Annotated in this window: 20 protein-coding genes; 16 read left to right on the top strand and 4 right to left on the bottom strand. The window is 73.8% G+C overall.

Annotated elements, in window-relative coordinates; all coding sequences use genetic code 11:
* The first annotated feature begins 101 nt into the window (after positions 1–101).
* Both ACFWRV_RS32360 and ACFWRV_RS32355 read left to right on the top strand, forming a co-directional pair.
* Entirely contained in the window at positions 102–647 is a 546-nt protein-coding gene (locus tag ACFWRV_RS32360) for a helix-turn-helix domain-containing protein (RefSeq protein WP_384339479.1), read from the top strand.
* A 15-nt stretch (positions 648–662) separates the two neighbouring features.
* The gene (locus ACFWRV_RS32355; RefSeq protein ID WP_384339491.1) at positions 663–1,373 is read left to right on the top strand and encodes a helical backbone metal receptor; all 711 of its coding nucleotides are present in this window, start codon (positions 663–665) and stop codon (positions 1,371–1,373) included.
* Here ACFWRV_RS32355 and ACFWRV_RS32350 read toward each other — a convergent pair.
* Positions 1,312–2,496, bottom strand: coding sequence for a TDT family transporter (locus tag ACFWRV_RS32350; protein ID WP_384339478.1), 1,185 nt, complete (start codon positions 2,494–2,496; stop codon positions 1,312–1,314). The genes ACFWRV_RS32355 and ACFWRV_RS32350 overlap by 62 nt on opposite strands.
* Before the next feature lie 70 nt (positions 2,497–2,566).
* Between ACFWRV_RS32350 and ACFWRV_RS32345 the strand changes: the two genes are divergently transcribed.
* On the top strand, positions 2,567–3,502 hold the full coding sequence (locus ACFWRV_RS32345) for a LysR family transcriptional regulator (protein ID WP_384339477.1): 936 nt from the start codon (positions 2,567–2,569) through the stop codon (positions 3,500–3,502).
* Positions 3,503–3,601: 99 nt separating this feature from the next.
* Positions 3,602–4,582 carry a DUF2510 domain-containing protein gene (locus ACFWRV_RS32340; RefSeq protein WP_384339476.1) on the top strand — a complete coding sequence of 327 codons (981 nt, stop codon included), beginning with the start codon at positions 3,602–3,604 and terminating at the stop codon, positions 4,580–4,582.
* Positions 4,583–4,629: 47 nt separating this feature from the next.
* Here the strand turns inward: ACFWRV_RS32340 and ACFWRV_RS32335 are convergent, their stop codons facing one another.
* The gene (locus ACFWRV_RS32335) at positions 4,630–5,832 is read right to left on the bottom strand and encodes an amino acid deaminase/aldolase (RefSeq protein ID WP_384339475.1); all 1,203 of its coding nucleotides are present in this window, start codon (positions 5,830–5,832) and stop codon (positions 4,630–4,632) included.
* Positions 5,833–6,695: 863 nt separating this feature from the next.
* On the opposite strand from ACFWRV_RS32335, the gene ACFWRV_RS32330 reads away from it, so the two are divergent.
* Positions 6,696–7,565 (top strand): hypothetical protein, encoded by an 870-nt coding sequence (locus ACFWRV_RS32330; protein WP_384339490.1) that lies wholly within the window; start codon positions 6,696–6,698, stop codon positions 7,563–7,565.
* Positions 7,562–8,743, top strand: coding sequence for a type VII secretion-associated serine protease mycosin (gene mycP, locus ACFWRV_RS32325; RefSeq protein WP_384339474.1), 1,182 nt, complete (start codon positions 7,562–7,564; stop codon positions 8,741–8,743). Before ACFWRV_RS32330 ends, mycP begins: the two co-directional genes overlap by 4 nt.
* A gap of 17 nt (positions 8,744–8,760) precedes the next feature.
* Here the strand turns inward: mycP and ACFWRV_RS32320 are convergent, their stop codons facing one another.
* The gene (locus ACFWRV_RS32320; protein WP_384339473.1) at positions 8,761–9,705 is read right to left on the bottom strand and encodes a DMT family transporter; all 945 of its coding nucleotides are present in this window, start codon (positions 9,703–9,705) and stop codon (positions 8,761–8,763) included.
* Between the two features lie 67 nt (positions 9,706–9,772).
* On the opposite strand from ACFWRV_RS32320, the gene ACFWRV_RS32315 reads away from it, so the two are divergent.
* The 3 genes from ACFWRV_RS32315 to ACFWRV_RS32305 all read left to right on the top strand — a co-directional run bounded on the left by ACFWRV_RS32315 (position 9,773) and on the right by ACFWRV_RS32305 (position 12,005).
* Entirely contained in the window at positions 9,773–10,378 is a 606-nt protein-coding gene (locus tag ACFWRV_RS32315; RefSeq protein ID WP_384339472.1) for a TetR/AcrR family transcriptional regulator, read from the top strand.
* Positions 10,379–10,457: 79 nt separating this feature from the next.
* A complete protein-coding gene (locus tag ACFWRV_RS32310; protein ID WP_384339471.1) occupies positions 10,458–11,186 on the top strand; it encodes an SseB family protein in 729 nt (242 codons plus the stop codon).
* Positions 11,187–11,291: 105 nt separating this feature from the next.
* Complete coding sequence (locus ACFWRV_RS32305; protein ID WP_384339470.1) at positions 11,292–12,005, top strand: MIP family channel protein; 714 nt, start codon at positions 11,292–11,294, stop codon at positions 12,003–12,005.
* A 94-nt stretch (positions 12,006–12,099) separates the two neighbouring features.
* Here the strand turns inward: ACFWRV_RS32305 and ACFWRV_RS32300 are convergent, their stop codons facing one another.
* Positions 12,100–12,462 (bottom strand): DUF1844 domain-containing protein, encoded by a 363-nt coding sequence (locus tag ACFWRV_RS32300; protein ID WP_384339469.1) that lies wholly within the window; start codon positions 12,460–12,462, stop codon positions 12,100–12,102.
* Positions 12,463–12,864: 402 nt separating this feature from the next.
* Here ACFWRV_RS32300 and infC point away from each other — a divergent pair, with 402 nt between their 5' ends.
* From infC to pheT, 7 genes are all read left to right on the top strand, one after another.
* Positions 12,865–13,524 carry a translation initiation factor IF-3 gene (gene infC, locus ACFWRV_RS32295; protein ID WP_384339489.1) on the top strand — a complete coding sequence of 220 codons (660 nt, stop codon included), beginning with the start codon at positions 12,865–12,867 and terminating at the stop codon, positions 13,522–13,524.
* Between the two features lie 121 nt (positions 13,525–13,645).
* Positions 13,646–13,840 carry a 50S ribosomal protein L35 gene (rpmI, locus tag ACFWRV_RS32290; RefSeq protein ID WP_003970213.1) on the top strand — a complete coding sequence of 65 codons (195 nt, stop codon included), beginning with the start codon at positions 13,646–13,648 and terminating at the stop codon, positions 13,838–13,840.
* A 107-nt stretch (positions 13,841–13,947) separates the two neighbouring features.
* Positions 13,948–14,331 (top strand): 50S ribosomal protein L20, encoded by a 384-nt coding sequence (rplT, locus tag ACFWRV_RS32285; protein ID WP_003970214.1) that lies wholly within the window; start codon positions 13,948–13,950, stop codon positions 14,329–14,331.
* A 114-nt stretch (positions 14,332–14,445) separates the two neighbouring features.
* Positions 14,446–15,291, top strand: a complete 846-nt coding sequence (locus ACFWRV_RS32280) for a TrmH family RNA methyltransferase (protein WP_384339468.1) — start codon at positions 14,446–14,448, stop codon at positions 15,289–15,291.
* Between the two features lie 172 nt (positions 15,292–15,463).
* A complete protein-coding gene (locus ACFWRV_RS32275; RefSeq protein ID WP_384339467.1) occupies positions 15,464–16,684 on the top strand; it encodes an ATP-binding protein in 1,221 nt (406 codons plus the stop codon).
* Between the two features lie 115 nt (positions 16,685–16,799).
* Positions 16,800–17,939, top strand: coding sequence for a phenylalanine--tRNA ligase subunit alpha (pheS, locus tag ACFWRV_RS32270; RefSeq protein WP_065483886.1), 1,140 nt, complete (start codon positions 16,800–16,802; stop codon positions 17,937–17,939).
* Entirely contained in the window at positions 17,939–20,452 is a 2,514-nt protein-coding gene (gene pheT / locus ACFWRV_RS32265; protein WP_384339466.1) for a phenylalanine--tRNA ligase subunit beta, read from the top strand. The genes pheS and pheT overlap by 1 nt, the downstream gene beginning before the upstream one ends.
* The last annotated feature ends 142 nt before the right edge of the window (positions 20,453–20,594 follow it).

Genomic DNA, 20,594 nt, shown 5'->3' with positions numbered 1-20,594 from the left:
CCTTCCGGCTGCCCGGAGTCGTTTTCCGGACGTCGTGCGCAACCATGTGCGTAAGGTGCTGGCAACCGCGAGGATGGGCGGGTGCGGGAGGGAGCTCGGACATGGACGACAAGGACACGCCGCGGGTAGGCGCCGCGGTCCGGCGTCGGCGCAGAACCCTCGGCCTCACGCTGGCCGCGGTCGCCGAGCGCAGCGGGCTCTCCGTGCCCTTCCTCAGCCAGATCGAGAACGAACGGGCCCGCCCCAGCGCCCGCTCCCTCGACCGGGTCGCCGAGGCGCTGGAGACCACCACCAAGAAGCTCCACGCCGCCGCCGACTCCGCCCGCGCCGTGGACGTCGTCCGGGGCGAGGAGGGCGAGGGCGTACGCCGCCTGGTGCGCGGCCGGCACCAGCTCAGCGCCCTGGAGTTCTCCGGCGAGCCGGACCTCGGGCGCGAGTTCCAGCACCGCAACGACGAGCTGATGTACGTCGTCGCGGGCGCCGTCGACGTCGAGGCCGAGGGCCAGGTCCACCGCCTGGAGAGCGGCGACACCCTGTTCCTCTCCGGCGGGGTCCGCCACCGCTGGCGCGCCACCGTGCCCGGCACCCGGCTCCTGGTCGTCTCGGTGGCCGAGCACATCGACGCCACCTTCGACTCGCGCCGCTGAGTGGCCGGGATGCCTGTGCGCGTCGTCTCGCTGGTCCCCTCGCTCACCGAGGCCGTCGCCGTGAGCGCCCCCGGGCTGCTCGTCGGCGTCACCGACTGGTGCACCCACCCCGCGGACCTCACCGCCGCCCGGATCGGCGGCACGAAGAACCCTGACGTGGCCGCGATCATCGCCCTCGCCCCCGACCTCGTGATCGCCAACGAGGAGGAGAACCGGGCCCCCGACCTCGGCGCGCTCCGGGCCGCCGGGCTCGACGTCCTGGTCACCGAGGTCCGCACCCTGGACCAGGCCTTCACCGAACTGCACCGCGTCCTCGTCGACGGCTGCGGGCTCGCCCGGCCCCGCTGGCTGGACGAGGCCGAGGCGGCCTGGGCCGCCCTCCCCGCCCCGGCCGGAGACCCCCGCCCCGCCGTCGTACCGATCTGGCGCAGGCCCTGGATGGTGCTGGGCCACGACACCTTCGCCGGCGACCTGCTCGCCCGCCTCGGCATCCGCAACGTGTACGCCGACCACGCCGAGCGCTACCCCCGCGTACCGATCGACGAGCTGAACGCCTCCGGGGCCGCACTGGTCGTGCTGCCCGACGAGCCCTACCGCTTCACCGCCGACGACGGGCCCGAGGCCTTTCCCTCCCTGCCCGCCGCACGCGTCGACGGGCGGCTGCTCACGTGGTACGGGCCGTCGCTGGCCGAGGCGGCACGGGCGCTGCCGTCAGCGCTCCGCTGAGCACCCCGCGCACCGTCCGCGTCCCGGCCGCCGCCCACGCCGCGACCAGGGCCACGTACAGCGCCACCGCCAGCCAGGTCAGCGCGTCCAGACCGGTGTGCCGGGCCAGACCCGCCGCGCCCGTCACACACGTACCGACGGGGAAGGTGAACGCCCACCACGTCATCGCGAACCCCATCCCGTCCCGCGCGGCCCGTACCACCATCGCGGTCGCCAGGGCCAGCCACAGCAGCGCGAAGCCCATCACCGGCACCCCGTACAGCACGGCGAACGCGCCGAACGCGGAGGCGTAAGGAGCCCCTACCGCCCCCGGGGCGACGTCGGCGAGCTGGTTCACGGCGGTCGTCGACTGGCCGAGCGGCCCCAGCACCAGAAACAGCGCCGGGGTCAGCGCGAGCGGCAGCGGCCCGTGGTGGACCAGCCGCGAGAAGACCAGCGGCAGCACCACCAGCGTGGCCAGCAGCGACAGGCCGAACATCGCGTAGCAGGCCAGCAGCAGCGCCTCGCGCCCCTGCCCGGCCCCGAGGTGCGGCACCAGCAGCGCACCCTGCGAGGCCGAGACCATCGGCGCGACCAGCGGCAGCAGCCAGACCGGCGACGCGGTCCCGGGCGCGGGACGGTGGCGTACGACCATCAGATACGGCACCACGACGGCGGCCACCAGACCGATCACCGTGCCCGCCACGAACAGCACCACGTCCACCGCGAGCGCCGCCCGCGCGCCCACCACGTCCGCGCCGACCGTCAGGGTGGCCCCGCCGACGGCCATCAGCGCCATCGACAGACAGCCGTAGAACGGGGCGATCGTCGGGTCCAGCAGATGGGCGCGGGCCTGGTCGCGGTGGCAGAGCCAGTGCCCGGCCCGCGCGGTGAGGACGGTCAGCAGCAGCACGACCGACAGCGCCCACACCAGCGTGCACGCGGCCCGCAGACCGGGAACGTCCACCGGCAGCGCCGCGCCGGCGGACGCGACGATCGCGGTGCCCATCACGCTCGCGTACCAGTTCGGGCCGATGTGCCGCAGCGACGGCAGCCGCGTCGCGTCGCCGGTGCCCGCCGGGCGAGGCAGCAGTGCGGCGGAGGGTGACGGTACAGCGGTCCGGGTCTGCGGAAAGATGGCCATGACACGATTCTTCGCGGTGGGGCCCCCGCCCACCAGAGACCCCGTTCCTATGAGGTCATAAGCTGGATTGATGACCGGCGACGACGCACACGCACCCCGCATCCCCCTCTCCCACCGGGTCCCCGACCTCGGGGCGCTGGAACTGCTGCTCGCCGTCGCCCGGCACGGCAGCCTCGGCCGCGCCGCCAAGGACGTCGGCATCACCCAGCCCGCCGCCTCCAGCCGCGTCCGGTCCATGGAGCGGCAGCTCGGCGTCGCCCTGCTGGACCGCTCCCCGCGTGGCTCCCGGCTCACCGACGCGGGCGCGCTGGTCACCGACTGGGCGCGCCGGGTCGTCGAGGCGGCGGAGGCCTTCGACGCGGGCGCGCAGGCGCTGCGCGACCGCCGCGACTCGCGGCTGCGGGTCGCCGCCAGCATGACGATCGCCGAGTACCTGCTGCCGGGCTGGCTGATCGCCCTGCGCGGGGAACGCCCGGACACGGCGGTCTCGCTGCTCGTCGGCAACTCCGCGGCCGTCGCCCGCCGCCTGGTCACGGGCGAGGCCGACCTCGGCTTCGTCGAGGGCCTGTCGATACCGGAGGGCCTCGACGGCACCGTCATCGCCCACGACCGCCTCGTCGTCGTGGTCGCCCCCAGCCACCCCTGGGCCCGCCGCCGCACCCCGCTGCTGCCCGGCGAACTCGCCGCCACCCCGCTCATCCTGCGCGAACACGGCTCCGGCACCCGCCAGGTCCTGGACGCCGCGCTCGCCGTGCACGGCGGACTGGCCCAGCCGCTGCTGGAACTCTCCTCCACCACGGCGGTCAAGGGTGCGGCGGAGAGCGGCGCGGGCCCGTGCGTCCTGAGCGAACTGGCCCTGGGCGAGGAGCTGTCGGCCCGCCGGCTCGTCAAGGTCCCGGTCGCGGGCGTACGGCTGCGCCGCCAACTGCGCGCCGTCTGGCCCGGCGGCCACCGCCCGACCGGCCCCGCCCGCGATCTGCTGTCCCTGACCGGTCGCGACGCCTGACCCGGGAACCGAGGACCCCGAGGACCACCGAGAACTCGGCGAATTCCGAGAACTCGGGGACCCGGTGACCGTGTCGGAGCCGGACTTTAGAGTGTGGGCATGAGTTACGCGACGCCGCCCGGCTGGTATCCGGACACCGGCGCACCCGGCCTTGAGCGCTGGTGGGACGGCGCTGCCTGGACCGCGCACACCCGCCCGCTCGCCGCCCGGCCCGCACCGCAACAGCCGCCCGCACCGGCGGAGTTCGGCCCCGCGGAGTTCGGTCCGCCGTCGCGTCCGCTCCCGCACCCGCGCGGCCCCCAGGACGGACCAGCGGGCGGCAGCCGGACGAAGATCCTGGCGATCACGCTCTCCGGGGTGCTGGTCCTCGGCGCGGCCGTCACCGGGGCGGTCCTGCTGGGCCGTGACGACAGCGGCACGCCGGCTGCTCCGGCGCCGACGACCACCTCGTCCGCGGGCCCCGTCACCACTCCCACGGCGACCGCCACGACCTCCGCCGAGTCCGACCCCGGCGAGGATCCGGCCGTCCTCGTCGACCAGCTCAACGGGGTCACCTTGCCGGTGCCGGACGGCTGGGAGAAGCCGAAGAGCACCACCGCGGGCGTCCCCACCATCCGCACCGAGCAGTCCTACGACTGCCCCGGCGGCTCGTCGTTCTGCTACCACGGCACGGTCACCACCCACACCGCCCGGGGCGCCGAGAGCGATCCCCAGGCCCTCGCCGAGGCCGACATCGCCACCGCCGCCGACCGGGCCTACGAAGAGGACACTCTCGGCCAGCGCCTCCACGGCGGCATCAGATCCCACAAGGTGCTCAAGACGCAGGAGCTGACCGTAGCCGGACGCACGGGCTATCTGGTGCGCTGGCGGGTCACCACCGGCAGGGTGCCCGGCGGGTACGTGCAGTCCCTCGCCTTCCCCTCATCGGTGGGCACCGAGACCCCGGTGATCGTCCGGTTCGCCTTCGACGCCGACGAGGCCGACCTGCCGCTCTCCCTGATGGACACGATCACCCAGGGCATCCGCCCGCTCGGCGACAGCGGGACGAGCGGCGGCGTGGGCGCGTCCATCGGCCCCTGAACCCGCGCACGCCACAGCTCGGGCCAGGTCGGGTCGGGTCAGGTCCGTCAGAGGAAGGTCTGTCCCTCGCCCCGGTACGTCGGAACGCTCGCCGTGACCCGGTCGCCCTCGATCAGCTGCAGCGCGTCGAAGCGCTCGCACAGCTCCCCGGCCTTGGCGTGCCGGAAATAGACCTTGTCACCGATCAGCAGGTCGTCGGCGGGGGAGCCCAGCAGCGGCGTCTGCACCTCACCCGCGCCCTCCTGCGGGTCGTAGCGCAGCCCCTCCGGCAGATACGGCACCGGCGAGCGGTCCGCACCGGCCGCGCCGGACGCCGGATAGCCGCCGCCGAGGACCGTCACCACGCCCACGCCGGGCCTGCGCACCACCGGCTGGGCGAACAGGGCCGCCGGCCGGCCGGTGAACGACGTGTAGTTGTCGAACAGCCGCGGCACGTACAGCCCCGACCCGGCGGCGATCTCCGTGACCGCGCTCTCGGCCGCCGTGTGCTGCACGCTGCCGGTCCCGCCGCCGTTCACGAACTCCAGGTCCGGCGCGACCGCCCGGACCGCCCGCACCACCTCGGCCCGGCGCACCGCCAGCTCCTTGCGGGCGGCGGCCTGCATCAGCCGGATCGCCCGGGACCGCAGCGGCCGTCCCGCCAGCGCGTCGCCGACCCCGGCGACATGCCCCTCGTACGCCATCAGGCCCACCAGCCGGAAGCCCGGCCGCCGGGCCACCGAGCGGGCGAGCTCCGCGAGCTGGGCGGGGGAGCGCAGCGGCGAGCGCAGCGCGCCGATCCGCACCCGGCCGCCCAGCATGCGCAGCGAGGTGTCCAGCTCCAGACAGACCCGGATCTCCTCCTGGCCGCCCGCCCGGGACGCGTCGATCAACTCCAGCTGGGCATGGTCGTCGACCATCACCGTCACGGTCGCGGCCAGCTTCGGATCCGCGGCCAGCTCGGCGAAGGCGGCCCGGTCGGCGGAGGGGTAGGCCAGCAGCACGTCGTCGAACCCGGCCCGCGCCAGCCACAGCGACTCCGCCAGCGTGTACGACATGACCCCGGCGAACCCGGGCCGCGCGAGCACCCGCTCCAGCAGGGCCCGGCACCGCACCGACTTGCTCGCCACCCGGACCGGCTTTCCGGCCGCCCGCCGCACCAGATCGTCGGCGTTGGCGTCGAACGCCTCCAGATCGACGATCGCGATCGGGGCGTCGAGATGGGCGGTGGCCCGGTTGTAGCGGGTCCGGTCAGCGGCGCGGGCAGTCATGGCCGCAGCTTGCCAGAGAGCCGCTACGGCTGGGTAGGGGGACGATCAGGACAGATCCTCCGGCGCCGGGGCGTCCCGTTCCCCGCCGCCCGCCCGCAGCCCGTAGAGTGACCTGCACGCGAGCACCAACGGGCCTGTCAGCGGCGGTGATCCGTGGTCGGTACGAGGACGTGTATGCAGGGGGCCGGATGAGTACCGAAGCGCAGCGCGCCCCTGTGCCGCCCCGCCCGACGACCCCTCCCGCGCCCCCGGCTCCCGTACCCCCGGCACCTGCTTCCGCGCCCCCGGCGGCCGCCCCCGGACCCCCGCCGCCGGCTTCCGGGCTCCCGGCTCCTGCTTCCGTACCCCGGGCACCTGCTTCCGCGCCCCCGGCGGCCGCCCCTGGACCCCCGTCGCCGGCTTCCGGGCTCCCGGCTCCTGCTTACGTGCCCCGGGCACCTGCTTCCGCGCCCCCGGCGGCCGCCCCTGGACCCCCGTCGCCGGCTCCCGGGCTCCCGGCTCCTGCTTACGTGCCCCGGGCACCCGCTTCCGCGCCCCAGGCAGCCGCCCCCGGACCCCCGGCTCCTGCTTCCGAGCCGTCGGCACCCGCTTCCCTGCCGTCGGCGCCCGCCGCCGCTCCGTCGGCCCGCCCGGCGGCTTCGGCCCCGCAGGCCGTACCGGCGCCTTTCGCCCGGGTGGCCCCGCCCGCCCCTTCCACCTCGCCGGCCCCGCCGGCTCGGCCCGTCCAGCGGCCCGCGCCTGCCAGCGCGCCCTCGCCCGCGTCGCCCTCCACGAGCCCTCCGCACCCGGGGCCGCCCCCCGCGTCCCCTTCGCACCCGGTCCCGCCGCCCGTCACCCGGCGCAGGCCCGTCGGAGCCGTCGACCTGACGCCCGCGCCGGGAGCCGTCCCGCCGCCCCCCGGCGGTTACCGGGCGCCGGTCCGCTACGGCTACCCGGAGACCCCCGCCGAGACCACCACGCGGCTGCGCCCGGTCCGCCCGAGGCAGCGGTGGCGTACCGCCTCGGCCGCCGCCTGCGTCGTCCTCGGCCTCGGGCTGATCGGCGGGGCCGCCACCGGAGCCTGGCTGACCGGCGACTCCTCGGCCGAGACCACCAGGAGCCCGTACACCGCCGCACGCGCCGCCTGGCACAGCGTCCCCGTCGACAGGCTGTTCCCGCCCACCGTCCAGGGCAGGGGCGCGGGCCCCGGCGGCACCCATCGCACCTGGACCCGGGTCGCCGTTGCCGCCGACAGCACCTGCACCGGCGGGCTCGACCCGCTCCTCCTGACCACGCTCCGGTCCGTCGGCTGCGAACGGCTGGTGCGCGCCTCGTACACCGACGCCACCCGCTCCGCCGTCACCACCGTCGGCCTGGTCTTCACGGAGGCCGACGCCTCGGGCATGCGGGCCCTGCGCACCCGGTTCACCGAGCAGAAGCTCGGCGCGCGCAAGGACCTCATGCCCCGTACGTACGCCCCCGAGGGCACCCCCGCCGCCCCCTTCGGCGACGGACAGCGCGCCAGCTGGACGGTCAAGCCGCTCACCGAGATCCCCGTCGTCGTCCTCGCCGTCACCGGCTTCGCCGACGGGCGCGCCGTCGCCGAGCCCCAGCCCGCGGCCGACGCCATGGCCCCGGAAGCCGGGACGGACATCGCCCAGGCCGGGCTCGGCCACGAGGCGAAGGGCATCGCGGACCGGGTGGAGCGCGGGCTGCGCACAGCCGTCGCCGAACTCACGGAGCAGCCCGGATGACCCGACGACCCCACCGCGCCCTCGCCGCGGTCTGCGCCGCCGCCGTCCTCGTCCTCACCCCCGCCGCGCCCGCCCGGGCGGACGCCATCCGCGACCAGCAGTGGGCCCTGGAGGCCCTGCACACGGACCGGGCCTGGGAGACCACCCGGGGCGGGGGAGTCACCGTCGCCGTCCTGGACACCGGGGTCGACGACGCCCACCCCGACCTGACGGGCCAGGTGCTCCCGGGCAAGGACCTCGTCGGTTTCGGCGCCGCCCGCGGCGACTCCTCCTGGGCCCTGCACGGCACCGCGATGGCCGGCATCATCGCCGGACGCGGCAACGGCCCCGGCCGCACCGACGGCGTCCTCGGCATCGCACCCGAGGCCCGGATCCTCCCGGTCCGGGTCATCCTGGAGTCCAAGGACCCGGCCCGCGCCAAGGCCCGCAAGTCCCGCGGCGCCGCCCTCGCCGACGGCATCCGCTGGGCCGCCGACAACGGCGCCGACGTCATCAACCTCTCCCTGGGCGACGACAGCGAGTCCGCCCACCCCGACCCCGGCGAGGACGCGGCCATCCAGTACGCCCTCTCCAAGGGCGTCCCCGTGGTCGCCTCGGCGGGCAACGGCGGCGAGAAGGGGGACCGGATCTCCTACCCCGCCGCCTACCCGGGGGTGATCGCGGTCGCCGCCGTCGACGAGTACGGCACCCACGCCTCGTTCTCCACGCGCCGCTGGTATGCCACCGTCAGCGCCCCCGGCGTCGACATCGTGGTCGCCAACCCGGACGGGCACTACTACATCGAATGGGGTACCTCGGCCGCCGCCGCGTTCGTCTCCGGCGCGGTCGCCCTGGTCCGCGCCGCCCACCCCGGCCTCGGCCCGGCCCAGATCAAGAAGCTCCTCGCCGACACCGCCCGCGACGCCCCCGCCCAGGGCCGCGACGACGCCCGCGGCTACGGCACCGTCGACCCGGCGGAGGCCATCGAGGCGGGCGGCCGGCTGCGCCCGGCGGACCTGGACGCCAAGGCCGCCCCGGCCGGACACCAGGGGCGGTACTTCGGCGACGGCCCGACCCCGCCCCGTACCGAGGAGGCAACGGCCAATTGGGCCGCCCCGCTCGCCGGCGGCCTCGGCGCGGCGCTGCTGGCCGTCGCCGTCGTCCTGTGGCGCGGCAGAAACGCCCCCGGCCGCCGCTGAGCCGTCACCCCACCTCCTCACCGCCTCGCCCCGGGCAGGGCCTCCGCCCTGTCGCGCGGTCCAGGCTCCGGCTCCCCGGCCGGCCCGTCGCCGTGCGGCGCGGCCCCACGCCGCACCACGACCACCGCCACCAGGCCCAGCGCCAGGCCGAGCGCGGTCCGGAGCCCGAACGGCTCCCCGAACATCAGGGCGCCCCAGACCGCCGTGACCGGGGCCATCAGGAACATGAGCGTGTTGACCGCCGTGACGCCCGAGCGCCTCAGGATCAGCCAGTAGAGCCCGTACCCGCCGAAGGTGGACAGCACCACCAGCCAGCCGATCGCACCCCAGAACGCGAGCTCGGCGGGCGGCAGCGCGGTCCCGGTGCCCACGGCGAGCGCGGTGAAGATCACGGTGCTGGCGGCGCAGTGGACGGTCAGGGAGACCGATGGGGCCACCTGGACGGGCGAACGGCTCTCCAGGAACGTGGCGGCCACCAGCGCCAGCATGCCGGTGAACGGCAGCGCGTAGGCCCACCAGGCCACCCCGGCTGCGGCCGAGGCGTCGGCCAGCGTGACCACGGCGACCCCGCTCACCCCCAGACACAGGCCGAGCCACTGCCGGGCGGTGACGTACTGGCGCAGCAGCGGTCCGGCCAGGGCCCCCGCCACCAGCGGCTGGACCCCGTCGATCAGAGCTGTGGTGCCCGTGGAGACCCCGAGCTGGATCGCGTAGTAGACGGTGAGCAGATATCCGCTCTGGGACAGCGCGCCGATCGCGGCCTGCCGGACCACGGTCCGTGGTCCCAGACCCCGCCAGGACGCGCGGGCGGCGGTCAGCGCGATCACGGCCAGGACGACCGTCAGCGGCAGGAACCGCCACATCAGGATCGTCAGCGCGGAGGCGCTCCCCGCACCGAGTTTCGCCCCGATGAACCCGGAGCTCCAGCACAGCACGAAGGCGACCGGGAGCAGGACGTTCATGACACGCACCTCGCTATACAGATCGGTATACCCACGCTCGACTATACAGATCGGTATACTCGTCGTCATGGGTACTCCCGAGGAGCTGCGCCGGATCACCATGACGCCCGCCGCGCGACGGGCCCTGGCCGCCGCCGAGCGGCTGTTCTACGACCGGGGCATCCACGCCGTCGGGGTGGACCTGATCGCCGCCGAGGCCGGGGTGACCAAGAAGACCCTCTACGACCGCTTCGGCTCCAAGGAGCAGATCGTCGTGGAGTACCTCGCCGGCCGCGACGAGCGCTGGCGGATCTTCCTCGCCGAGCGCCTGGCCGCCGCGGCGGCCAGGCCGAGGGCCCGGATCGCGGCCGTCTTCGACGCCTCGCGCGCCTGGATGGCGGACCACGGTTCCAAGGGCTGCAGCATGGTCAACGCCCACGCCGAGATCAGCGACCCGGCCCACCCGGCCCACTCCGTCATCACCGGCCAGAAGCGGTGGATGCTGGACCTGTTCACCCGGCTCGCCCGGGACGTCGAGGGCATCGGCCCCGAGGCCGCCGACCGGCTGGGCCGGACGCTCATGCTGCTGCACGAAGGGGCCCTGGTCGCGCACGGCCTGAAGGTCTTCCCGGACCCCATCGCCCACGCCCGCGACGAGGCGGACGCCCTGCTGGCCGACGCGGCGAAGCGCTGAGCCCGCGCCCGACCCGGGCGCCGGCCCCCCGCCCCCACCTGCGGGCAGGCCACGGGACGCCAGGCACTACCCTCGTCCCGTGGAGCTCAAGAACATCCCGGACCCAGGTTTCTCCGACGACGACGGCTCGGCGTCCCCCGCCCTGACCACGGCCCTGGACGCCTGGTCCCGGGACCGGAGCGCCGTCGGCCCGGTCCTCGCGGCCCTGCGGAACGCCCGGCTCCTGGTCCCCGTCGTCGCCGTCCTCGGCGAGGTCGAGGAGGACGAGAAGGGGCTCCGGCGCGAGAAGACCAGCGACATGGCCGTCCCCACCCTCAAGGCGGGCGACCGGCGCGCGCTCCCCGCCTTCACCTCGACCGCCTCGCTCGCGCTCTGGGACCCCGAGGCGCGCCCCGTCGCCGTACCGCTGCACCAGGCCCTCCAGGCCGCCGCCCACGAGAAGGCCGACACCGTCGTGCTGGACCTCGCCGGGCCCGTCGCCTTCGAGCTGAGCGGGCAGGCGCTCCTGGCGCTGGCCGAGAACCGCACGAGCACCGACCCGCTCCGGGACCCCGCCGTCATCGAGGCCGTACGGGAGGCCGTGGCCGCCGACCCCGCCGTGGTCCGCGCCCATCTCGGGCCCGGCAGCGCGGACGGCACCCTCGCGCTCGTCCTCGCCCCGGACGCGGTGCCCGCCGAGGCGGCCCGCCGCATCGCCGGCGCGCTGTCGGCCAGTGAGGTGCTGCGGGCCCGGCTGGTCAGCGGCCTGGACCTGGCCGTCCTCCCGGCCGGTACGGCCACGCCGGGCGAGCCCCTCTTCGCCCGCTGACGAAGGGCCCTTCCCGGCCCGACGGGCGCGAACCGCCCACCGACGTGAGAATGATGCGGGAAATCGGAGAAATCTGGCATACCGGCCTACTCGCGAGGTGGTTCCATGCAGAAGCGGATCGTGGCGTCAGAGTTCCTCGGCACCCTGCTGCTGGTGTTCTTCGCCGTGGGGTCCGCGGTGGTCGCCGTCGAATACCTCGGCACGGTGGGCATCGCCCTCACCTTCGGCTTCACCCTCCTCGCCCTGGCCTACGCGCTCGGCCCGATCTCCGGCTGCCATGTGAACCCGGCCGTGACGCTGGGCATGCTGATGGCCGGCCGGATCGACCTCCGTACCGCCGTGGAGCGCTGGGTGGCCCAGTTCCTCGGCGCGATCGTCGGTTCGGCCCTGCTGTTCCTGCTCGCGAAGCAGATCCCCGGTCTGGAGACCAGCGGCGAGTTCGGCACCAACGGCTACGACGACCGCTCGGCCGTCGGCATCAACATCGGCGGCGCGTTCCTCGTCGAGGTGGTGCTCACCTTCCTGCTCGTCTACGTGGTCCTCGCGGTGACCCACAAAGTGGCGGTCACCGGGTTCGACGGGCTGCCCATCGGCGTGGCGCTCGCCGCGATCCACCTGGTGGGCATCCCGTTGACCGGCACCTCGGTCAACCCGGCGCGCAGCTTCGGACCGGCGCTCTTCGCGGGCGGCGCCGCCCTCTCCCAGCTCTGGCTGTTCATCGTCGCGCCCCTCGTCGGCGGAGCGATCGCCGCCTACGCCCACCGGCTCACCCACCCCTTCCCCAACGTCCTGCCCGAGGAGACCGAGGACGCCATCTGAGGACACCGCGAACCGCCCCCGGCCGCCGCGCACACGCGGGAGCCCGCCGCCCCACGGGGGACGGCGGGCTCCCGGGCGTACGGGGGAGAGGCGGCTAGCCGTAGACCGGGCCGGTGTACTTCTCGCCGGGGCCCTGGCCGGGCTCGTCCGGCACCAGCGAGGCCTCGCGGAAGGCGAGCTGGAGGGACTTCAGGCCGTCGCGCAGCGGTGAGGCGTGGAAGGTGCTGATCTCCGTGGCGCTCGCGTCCAGCAGCCCGGCCAGCGCCTGGACCAGCTTGCGGGCCTCGTCGAGGTCCTTGTGCTGCTCGCCCTCCTCGGTGAGACCGAGCTTCACGGCGGCTGCGCTCATCAGGTTGACGGCGACCGTCACGATCACCTCGACCGCGGGGACCTCCGCGATGTCGCGGGCCATGTCGTCGAAGCCGGGGTTCTCACTGCTGGGGGTCGCGTCACTCATGCCCACACGATAAGGCCAGGCCATCGCCCTCCCGCGCGCGGGAGGCGGCCGGGAGGCCGGGGCGGACGCAGGATTAGCGCACCCGGGACCGGGCTGCTAACCTTGTGCAACGACCGGCCGGACATCTATGTGCCCGGCCCACAAGTGGAGGCTCCGATCTCCCACCTGGCTGTCCTCACCGGACGGCGGGTCACCGGTCAGGCGGTCCCCATCGTTCCGTACGGACGATGGAACCGCCCGATGCGCCCCGCGGTTGACCGCGGCGGTGCTCCGGTAGTTCCTGGAGCCTCGCCTGTGTCCCGTCCGGGGCATTTTTGTGCTTCCGGCGCGGTTGGTCTTGACGTTTTAAGACGTTACGCGGCTGTCCGCCAGGCGGTCGCGTGGTGCTACCGAGGAGGATCCATCAGCGCCGAGCCCCGCATCAACGACCGGATTCGCGTTCCCGAGGTCCGACTTGTCGGTCCCAGCGGTGAGCAGGTCGGGATTGTTCCGCTTGCCAAGGCCCTGGAACTCGCACAGGAGTATGACCTCGACCTGGTCGAGGTGGCGGCGACAGCCCGTCCGCCCGTGTGCAAGCTCATGGACTACGGGAAGTTCAAGTACGAGTCGGCCATGAAGGCCCGTGAGGCGCGCAAGAACCAGGCGCACACGGTCATCAAGGAGATGAAGCTCCGGCCGAAGATCGACCCGCACGACTATGACACCAAGAAGGGTCATGTCGTCCGGTTCCTCAAGCAGGGCGACAAGGTCAAGATCACGATCATGTTCCGTGGTCGTGAGCAGTCCCGCCCCGAGCTGGGCTTCCGACTGCTCCAGCGTCTCGCTTCGGACGTCGAGGACCTCGGCTTCATCGAGTCCAACCCGAAGCAGGACGGCCGGAACATGATCATGGTTCTGGGCCCGCACAAGAAGAAGACCGAAGCCATGGCCGAAGCCCGTGAGGCCCAGGCCGCCCGCAAGGCGGAGCGTCAGGGCACGACCGACGCACCGTCCGAGGACGACACCGCTGAGGCCCCGGCCGCAGCGGCCGAGGCTCCGGCCGAGACACCTTCCGAGGCGTGACCTCCGGGGGCCGCCACCCAGGCGCCCCCGGGTCACCCCGGAATCCCATAGAGATCTGACGCCCCTGCAGTCCGGTGCCCCGCACCGAGAGGGGCGCCACTGACGAGGAGAGAACGGCGCGATGCCGAAGAACAAGACGCACAGCGGTGCCAGCAAGCGCTTCAAGATCACCGGCTCCGGCAAGGTGCTTCGCGAGAGGGCCGGCAAGCGCCACCTGCTCGAGCACAAGTCGTCCAAGAAGACCCGCTCGCTGACCGGCACGGTCGTCGTGGCTCCGGCCGACGCCAAGAAGATCAAGAAGCTTCTCGGCAAGTGAGGCTCGGCCTCCGGCTCGCCCCGGAGGCACGACCTCGATCACACCGGGACCAATTCGTTTCCGGGCCGTGTGAAGACACCCACGGCCCCGCTACAAGGAGTTAACAAGTGGCACGCGTCAAGCGGGCAGTCAACGCCCACAAGAAGCGCCGGGCAATCCTCGAAGCCGCCAGCGGCTACCGCGGTCAGCGCTCGCGTCTGTACCGCAAGGCCAAGGAGCAGGTCACCCACTCCCTGGTCTACAACTACAACGACCGCAAGAAGCGCAAGGGCGACTTCCGTCAGCTGTGGATCCAGCGCATCAACGCCGCTGCCCGCCAGAACGGCATGACGTACAACCGCCTCATCCAGGGTCTGAAGGCCGCCAACATCGAGGTGGACCGCAAGATCCTGGCCGAGCTCGCGGTCAACGACGCCAACGCGTTCGCCGCCCTCGTCGAGGTCGCCCAGAAGGCCCTCCCGAGCGACGTCAACGCCCCGAAGGCCGCCTGATCCAGGCACCACCTTCCAGGTACGTGAACCGGACCCGCAGGCGCACGCCGTCTGCGGGTCCGGTGCGTTGCCGCTGAATCCCACCGCCGTACGCAGAGAGGCTCGCCGCCGACCATGGGCACCCCCGAACTGATCTCCCCGCGCTCCCCGCGCGTCGCCGCCGCCCGCCGGCTGGCCCGCCGCAACTTCCGGAGCAAGGAGCGCAGGTTCATCGCCGAGGGGCCCCAGGCCGTGCGCGAGGCCGCCGCCCACCGGGGCGGGGACGGCGAGCCGACCCTCATCGAACTGTTCGCCACCCCCGAGGCGGCCGACCGCTACGCCGACATCGTCGAGGCCGCCCACGCGGCGGGCGCCCGGGTCCACCTGGCCGACGCCGACGTCCTCGCCGACGTCTCGCAGACCGTCACCCCGCAGGGCCTCATCGGCGTCTGCCGCTTCCTGGACTCCCCGTTCCAGGAGATCCTCGCCGCCAAGCCCACCCTGGTGGCCGTTCTGGCCAACGTCCGCGACCCCGGGAACGCCGGTACGGTACTGCGCTGCGCGGACGCCGCGGGCGCGGACGCCGTCGTCCTGACCGACGCCTCCGTCGACCTCTACAACCCCAAGTCCGTACGGGCGTCGGTCGGTTCGCTCTTCCACCTGCCCGTCGCCGTCGGCGTCCCCGTCGAGCAGGCCGTGCAGGGGCTCCGGGACGCGGGGGTGCGCATCCTCGCCGCCGACGGGGCCGGGGCCGACGACCTGGACGACGAGCTGGACGCGGGCACCATGGGCACGCCCACCGCCTGGGTCTTCGGCAACGAGGCCTGGGGGCTGCCCGAGGAGACCCGCGCGCTCGCCGACGCCGTCGTCCGCGTCCCCATCCACGGCAGGGCGGAGAGCCTCAACCTCGCCACCGCCGCCGCCGTCTGCCTCTACGCCTCCGCCCGCGCGCAGCGTCCGCGGCGCGCCCCCGACGCGTAACACAGCGCCCTCCCACGGCCCGTCAGCCCCCGATCCCGGCCATTCCCGCGCCCCCTCCCACCGGCGCACTCCCCTCCGCGCCCCCACAGGGTGTCGCCGGTTCACCGACGACTAGTAGGGTGACGAACTCGGGGGCCCACTGCACCGGTTCGAGAGGTGGGGATACGGGAAGATGGCTGTCGGCATGAGCTCGCCGCGACCGGCGCGCACCACCGCACCGCGTGCTGCGGCAGAGGAGCCGGCCGGGTCGGCGGCCGGTCCTGACGGCCTCGGCGCGGGCACCGGCCCGGAGGCCACCGGCATCGACCCGGACGTCACCGGCATCGACCCGGACGTCACCGGCATCGACCCGGACGATCTTCCCGACGGTCTCGTCGTCGCCGACGCGAGCGGGCACGTCGTCTGCTTCAACGCCGCCGCCGCCCGCATCACCGCCACCCCCCGCGCCGACGCGATCGGCCGGCCCCTGGATGCCGTCCTCCCGCTGGAGGACCTCAAGGGCAAGCGCTGGTGGACGCTCACCGACCCGTACGGCGGTCTCGCCACCCGCAACGGCCAGCCCGAGCGCAATCTGCTGCTGCCCGGCGGCCGTGAGGTGCTGGTCTCCGCCCGCTACGTACGCGAGCACCCCACCGGGCCGGTGCGCCGGGTCGTCGTCTGCCTGCGGGGGACCGAGGCCCGTCGGCGTACCGAACGCAGCCACGCCGAGCTGATCGCCACCGTCGCCCACGAGCTGCGCTCCCCGCTGACCTCGGTCAAAGGGTTCACCGCCACCCTGCTCGCCAAGTGGGAGAGGTTCACCGACGACCAGAAGCGGCTGATGCTGGAGACCGTCGACGCGGACGCGGGCCGGGTCACCCGGCTCATCGCCGAACTGCTCGACATCTCCCGGATCGACTCCGGCCGCCTGGAGCTGCGCCGCCAGCCCGTCGACGTCTCCGCCGCCGTGGCCCGGCACATCCAGGCCCTCATCACCGGCGGCCAGGCCGCCGAGCGCTTCCTTGTCCACACCCGGGGGCCGCTGCCCGATCTGTGGGCCGACCCCGACAAGGTCGACCAGGTCCTCGGCAACCTCCTGGAAAACGCGGTGCGGCACGGCGAGGGAACCGTCACCATTGAGATCGCCCCGGCACCCGCGCCGGGAGCGTGCGACGAGATGGGAACGGCTGTCACCGTGAGCGACGAAGGCCCCGGCATTCCCGAGGAGTCGATGAGTCGCGTCTTCACCCGCTTCTGGCGGGGGAGCAAGCGCGGCGGCACGGGCCTGGGCCTCTACATCGTCAAGGGCATCGTCGAGGCCCACGGCGGCACCATCACCGTCGACCGGGGACCCGGCGGCGGAGCCGAGTTCCGATTTATTCTGCCCGTGAGCATGCCCGCCTATCTGGTGTGAGCAGCCCACGGGCTCCCCGACCGTCCTGCGGCCTTTAGACTCGACCTTTGGCACCTTTGCGTCCAGCGGTCTCCAGCCGGGTCGCGCCACCAGCCAATCGGAAGCACGGGAAGAGATGTCGGCACCGAACAAGTCGTACGACCCAGTCGAGGTCGAGGCACTGAAACCGGAAGAGATCGAGCGCCTGCGGGACGAGGCGTTCGCCGCCTTCGCCGCCGCCGGTGACCTCGACGCGCTCGCCCAGGCGAAGACCGCGCACACCGGAGGTACCTCGCCGCTGTCCCTCGCCAACCGCGAGATCGGCGCCCTGCCCCCGCAGGCCAAGGCCGAGGCGGGCAAGCGCGTGGGCCAGGCCCGCGGCGCCGTCTCCAAGGCACTGGCCGCCCGCCAGGCCGAGCTGGAGGCCGAGCGCGACGCCCGGGTGCTCGTCGAGGAGGCCGTGGACGTCACGCTGCCCTACGACCGCACCCCGGCCGGCGCCCGCCACCCCCTGACGACGATCATGGAGCGCGTCGCGGACGTCTTCGTGGCCATGGGCTACGAGATCGCCGAGGGCCCCGAGGTCGAGGCGGAGTGGTTCAACTTCGACGCCCTGAACTTCGTGCCCGACCACCCGGCCCGCCAGATGCAGGACACCTTCTTCGTCCAGGGCACCACGCCCGACGGCAAGGTCACCGAGGGCGACGAGTCCGGCGTCGTGCTGCGTACGCACACCTCGCCCGTCCAGGCCCGCTCGCTCCTGGAGCGCAAGCCCCCCGTCTACGTGGTCTGCCCCGGCCGGGTCTACCGCACCGACGAGCTGGACGCCACGCACACCCCGGTCTTCCACCAGATCGAGCTGCTCGCCGTCGACGAGGGCCTGACCATGGCCGACCTCAAGGGCACCCTCGACCACATGGTCCAGGCGCTCTTCGGGCCGGACATGAAGACCCGGCTGCGGCCGAACTTCTTCCCGTTCACCGAGCCGTCCGCCGAGATGGACATGGTCTGCTACGTCTGCCGCGGCGAGTCCGTCGGCAACCCCGACCGCCCCTGCCGCACCTGCGGCAGCGAGGGCTGGATCGAGCTGGGCGGCTGCGGCATGGTCAACCCCAAGGTGCTCACCGCCTGCGGCGTCGACCCCCAGAAGTACAGCGGATTCGCCTTCGGGTTCGGCATCGAACGGATGCTGATGTTCCGCCACAACGTCGAAGACATGCGAGACATGGTCGAGGGTGACGTCCGGTTCACCCGGCCGTTCGGGATGGAGATCTGATGCGCGTCCCGCTTTCCTGGCTGCGGGAGTACGTCGACCTGCCGGCGACGGAGACCGGCCGTGACGTACAGGCCAAGCTCGTCTCCGTCGGCCTGGAGGTCGAGACCGTCGAGCAGATCGGCGCGGGCCTCAAGGGCCCCCTGGTCGTCGGACAGGTCCTGACCATCGAGGAGCTGGAGGGGTTCAAGAAGCCCATCCGCTTCTGCACGGTCGACGTCGGCACCGCCAACGGCACCGGCGAACCGCAGGAGATCGTCTGCGGCGCCCGTAACTTCTCGGTCGGCGACAAGGTCGTCGTGGTCCTCCCGGGCGCGGTCCTGCCCGGCGACTTCGCGATCGCCGCCCGCAAGACGTACGGCAAGACCTCGCACGGGATGATCTGCTCCACCGACGAGCTGGGCATGGGCGACGACGGCACGCACGGCATCATCGTGCTGCCCCCCGAGCACGAGGTCGGCACCGACGCCATCGAGCTGCTCCAGCTCGTCGACGAGGTCCTCGACATCGCCGTCACCCCGGACCGCGGCTACTGCCTGTCCATGCGCGGTGTGGCCCGCGAGACCGCCACCGCCTACGGGCTGCCGCTGCGCGACCCCGCGCTGCTGGACGTGCCCGCGCCCAACGCGTACGGCTACCCGGTCCAGATCTCGGACCCGATCGGCTGCGACCGCTTCACCGCCCGCACCGTCACCGGTCTCCAGCCCGAGGCCCGCTCCCCGATCTGGATGCGGCGCCGCCTCCAGAAGGCCGGCATGCGCTCCATCTCGCTGGCCGTCGACATCACCAACTACGTGATGCTGGAGCTCGGCCAGCCGCTGCACGCCTACGACCGCAACCGGGTCGACGGCCCGATCGGCGTGCGCCGCGCCACCCAGGGCGAGAAGCTCACCACCCTGGACGGCACCGTACGCGTGCTGGACGCCGAGGACCTGGTCATCACCGACAACCGCGGGCCCATCGGCCTCGCGGGCGTCATGGGCGGCGCCAACACCGAGATCGCCGACGCGGACGGCGAGCACGCGCTCACCACCGAGGTCGTCATCGAGGCCGCGCACTTCGACGCGATCTCGATCGCCCGCACCGCGCGCCGCCACAAGCTGTCCTCCGAGGCGTCCAAGCGCTTCGAGCGCGGCGTCGACCCGCAGGCCGCCGCCGCTGCCGCGCAGCGCACGGTCGACCTGCTGGTCCTCCTCGCGGGCGGCACCGCCGAGGCCGGGGTCACCGAGATCACCTCGCCCCACGCGCCGCGCACCATCGCGATGCCGTCGAACCACCCCGACAAGGTCGCCGGTGTGGAGTACGGCCGCGAGACCGTCGTCCGCCGCCTCCAGGAGGTCGGCTGCGACGTCTACGGGCAGGACGAGCTGATCGTCACCGTCCCGTCCTGGCGGCCCGACCTGAACGAGCCGAACGACCTCGCCGAAGAGGTCATCCGCCTGGAGGGCTACGAGAACCTGCCCTCCACCCTGCCCACGCCCCCCTCCGGGCGCGGTCTCACCGACCGGCAGCGGCTGCACCGCCGCATCGGCCGGGTGCTGGCCGGAGCCGGTTACGTCGAGGCGCTGAGCTACCCGTTCATCGGCGACGCGGTCCTCGACCAGCTCGGCCTGGCGGCGGACGACGCCCGCCGCCGTACGGTCAAGCTGGTCAACCCGATCTCCGACGAGGAGCCGGCGCTGCGCACCACGCTGCTGCCCGGTCTCCTCGGCGCACTGCGGCGCAACGACGGCCGCGGCAGCCACGACCTGGCGCTCTTCGAGACCGGCCTGGTCTTCCGGCCGACCGGCGACGAGACCCCCGCAGTCCGGCTGCCCGTCGACCGCCGGCCCACCGACGAGGAGATCGCCGGTCTCGACGCGGCCCTGCCGCGTCAGCCGCGTCGCGCCGCCGTCGTCCTCGCGGGAGCCCGCGAGCAGGCCGGCTGGTGGGGCAAGGGCACCCCGGCGACCTGGGCGGACGCCGTCGAGGCGGCCCGCTCCATCGCCGCGGAGGCCGGTGTCGAGGTCATCGTCCGCGCCGACCAGCACGCCCCGTGGCACCCGGGCCGCTGCGCCGCGCTGTACGTCAACGTGAACGGCGAGGAGACCCTCTTCGGACACGCGGGCGAACTGCACCCGCGCGTGATCAAGGCGCTCCACCTGCCCGAGCGGACCTGCGCCGCCGAGGTCGAGCTGGACGTCCTGGAGCGGGCCGTCGACGGAGCGCTCCAGGCGCCCCGGATCTCCACCTTCCCGGTGGCGACCCAGGACGTCGCGCTCGTCGTCGCCGGGAGCGTCCCGGCCGCCGACGTGGAGCGGGCGCTGCGCGAGGGCGCGGGTGAACTCCTCGAATCGCTGCGGCTGTTCGACGTGTTCACCGGCGAGCAGATCGGCGGGGGCAACAAGTCCCTGGCGTACGCGCTGCGCTTCCGGGCCGCCGACCGCACGCTGACCGTCGAGGAGGCCTCGGCCGCCCGCGACAGCGCGGTGGCCCTGGCCGCCGAGCGTACGGGCGCGGTGCTGCGCGGGGCGTGACATCCCCTGGACGTTGAGAAGGGGGGGGTTGCGGCCACCCGGCAAACCCCAAAACCCCCCCCCCCGAAGCGGGGGGGGCACACCCCCCGAACGGAGCGGGGGAACGCGGGGAAACACGGTAAGGGCCCCCCGAACCCCCCCC

This window comes from Streptomyces sp. NPDC058576, assembly GCF_042718715.1.
Taxonomy (GTDB): Bacteria; Actinomycetota; Actinomycetes; order Streptomycetales; family Streptomycetaceae; genus Streptomyces.
Note: the sequence above shows the minus strand (reverse complement) of the source record. Positions and strands in the feature narration are given on the sequence as shown.

Bases quoted from the DNA above. Each gene is read 5' to 3' on its own strand.
- ACFWRV_RS32360 (WP_384339479.1), top strand. From the start codon at position 102: ATGGACGACAAGGACACGCCGCGGGTAGGCGCCGCGGTCCGGCGTCGG.
- ACFWRV_RS32350 (WP_384339478.1), bottom strand. From the start codon at position 2,496: ATGGCCATCTTTCCGCAGACCCGGACCGCTGTACCGTCACCCTCCGCC.
- ACFWRV_RS32345 (WP_384339477.1), top strand. From the start codon at position 2,567: ATGACCGGCGACGACGCACACGCACCCCGCATCCCCCTCTCCCACCGG.
- ACFWRV_RS32340 (WP_384339476.1), top strand. From the start codon at position 3,602: ATGAGTTACGCGACGCCGCCCGGCTGGTATCCGGACACCGGCGCACCC.
- ACFWRV_RS32335 (WP_384339475.1), bottom strand. From the start codon at position 5,832: ATGACTGCCCGCGCCGCTGACCGGACCCGCTACAACCGGGCCACCGCC.
- mycP (WP_384339474.1), top strand. From the start codon at position 7,562: ATGACCCGACGACCCCACCGCGCCCTCGCCGCGGTCTGCGCCGCCGCC.
- ACFWRV_RS32320 (WP_384339473.1), bottom strand. From the start codon at position 9,705: ATGAACGTCCTGCTCCCGGTCGCCTTCGTGCTGTGCTGGAGCTCCGGG.
- ACFWRV_RS32315 (WP_384339472.1), top strand. From the start codon at position 9,773: ATGGGTACTCCCGAGGAGCTGCGCCGGATCACCATGACGCCCGCCGCG.
- ACFWRV_RS32305 (WP_384339470.1), top strand. From the start codon at position 11,292: ATGCAGAAGCGGATCGTGGCGTCAGAGTTCCTCGGCACCCTGCTGCTG.
- ACFWRV_RS32300 (WP_384339469.1), bottom strand. From the start codon at position 12,462: ATGAGTGACGCGACCCCCAGCAGTGAGAACCCCGGCTTCGACGACATG.
- rpmI (WP_003970213.1), top strand. From the start codon at position 13,646: ATGCCGAAGAACAAGACGCACAGCGGTGCCAGCAAGCGCTTCAAGATC.
- ACFWRV_RS32280 (WP_384339468.1), top strand. From the start codon at position 14,446: ATGGGCACCCCCGAACTGATCTCCCCGCGCTCCCCGCGCGTCGCCGCC.
- ACFWRV_RS32275 (WP_384339467.1), top strand. From the start codon at position 15,464: ATGGCTGTCGGCATGAGCTCGCCGCGACCGGCGCGCACCACCGCACCG.
- pheS (WP_065483886.1), top strand. From the start codon at position 16,800: ATGTCGGCACCGAACAAGTCGTACGACCCAGTCGAGGTCGAGGCACTG.
- pheT (WP_384339466.1), top strand. From the start codon at position 17,939: ATGCGCGTCCCGCTTTCCTGGCTGCGGGAGTACGTCGACCTGCCGGCG.